1 protein-coding gene is annotated in these 891 nt (G+C 70.7%); it reads left to right on the forward strand.

Features of this window, described 5'->3' with window-relative positions:
* Positions 1 to 778, forward strand: a 778-nt coding sequence (locus ACFQEU_RS16815; RefSeq protein WP_379784004.1) for a ribose 1,5-bisphosphate isomerase, incomplete at its 5' end; no start/stop codon positions are given.
* Between the last annotated feature and the right edge of the window lie 113 nt (positions 779 to 891).

An 891-nucleotide genomic window follows, 5' to 3' on the forward strand; every position in this document is an offset into this window, starting at 1 on the left:
AACCCTCCGAGAGACCCGGCCGACCGCCGTCTCGCTGCCGAACGCCTTGCGGTACGTCCTCCAGCGGATGGACGGGAGTGATGTCGAGACGCTCCGGCGGAACGTCGTCGATGCGGCCGCGGCGTTCACCGACCAGCTCGACCGCGCGCAGGGCGATCTCGGGCGCGTCGGCGCGAACCGCCTCGCCGACGGCGACACGGTGATGACGCACTGTCACTCCACGGACGCGCTCGCCTGTATCGAAGCGGCCGTCGAACAGGGCAAGGAGATCTCGGCGGTCGTCAAGGAGACCCGCCCGCGAAACCAGGGTCACATCACCGCCGAACAGCTCCGCGAGGCCGGCGTCCCCGTCACCCTCATCGTCGACTCCGCGGCGCGGCGCTACCTCGACGAGGTCGACCACGTCGTCGTCGGCGCGGACTCGATCGCGGCCGACGGCGGCGTGATCAACAAGATCGGCACGTCGGGGCTCGCCGTCAACGCCCGCGAGCGCGGCGTCCCGATCATGACCGCCGCCCAGACGATCAAGCTCCACCCGGAGACGCTGACGGGCCACACCGTCGAGATCGAAATGCGCGACGAGGCGGAGGTGATAGACCCCGGCACCCGCGAGGCGATCGGTGGCATCGACGTCGAGAACCCCGCGTTCGACGTGACGCCGCCGCGGTACATGGACGCGATCGTGACGGAACACGGCCAGTTCCCGCCCGAGAGCATCGTGGCGCTGATGCGCGAGCTGTTCGGCGAGGGGGCGGCCGAGCCGTGGGCGGAGCCATGAGCGGGCGAACGAACGGGGACGAATCGGATGGCGACGCGACGGCGGATGGCGACGCGACGGCGGATGGCGACGCGACCGTGGATGGCGATGGCACGGACACGAGCGGTGACGGC

The sequence above is a fragment of the Halorubrum tibetense genome (genome assembly GCF_042661865.1).
In the GTDB taxonomy this organism is placed as follows: domain Archaea; phylum Halobacteriota; class Halobacteria; order Halobacteriales; family Haloferacaceae; genus Halorubrum; species Halorubrum tibetense.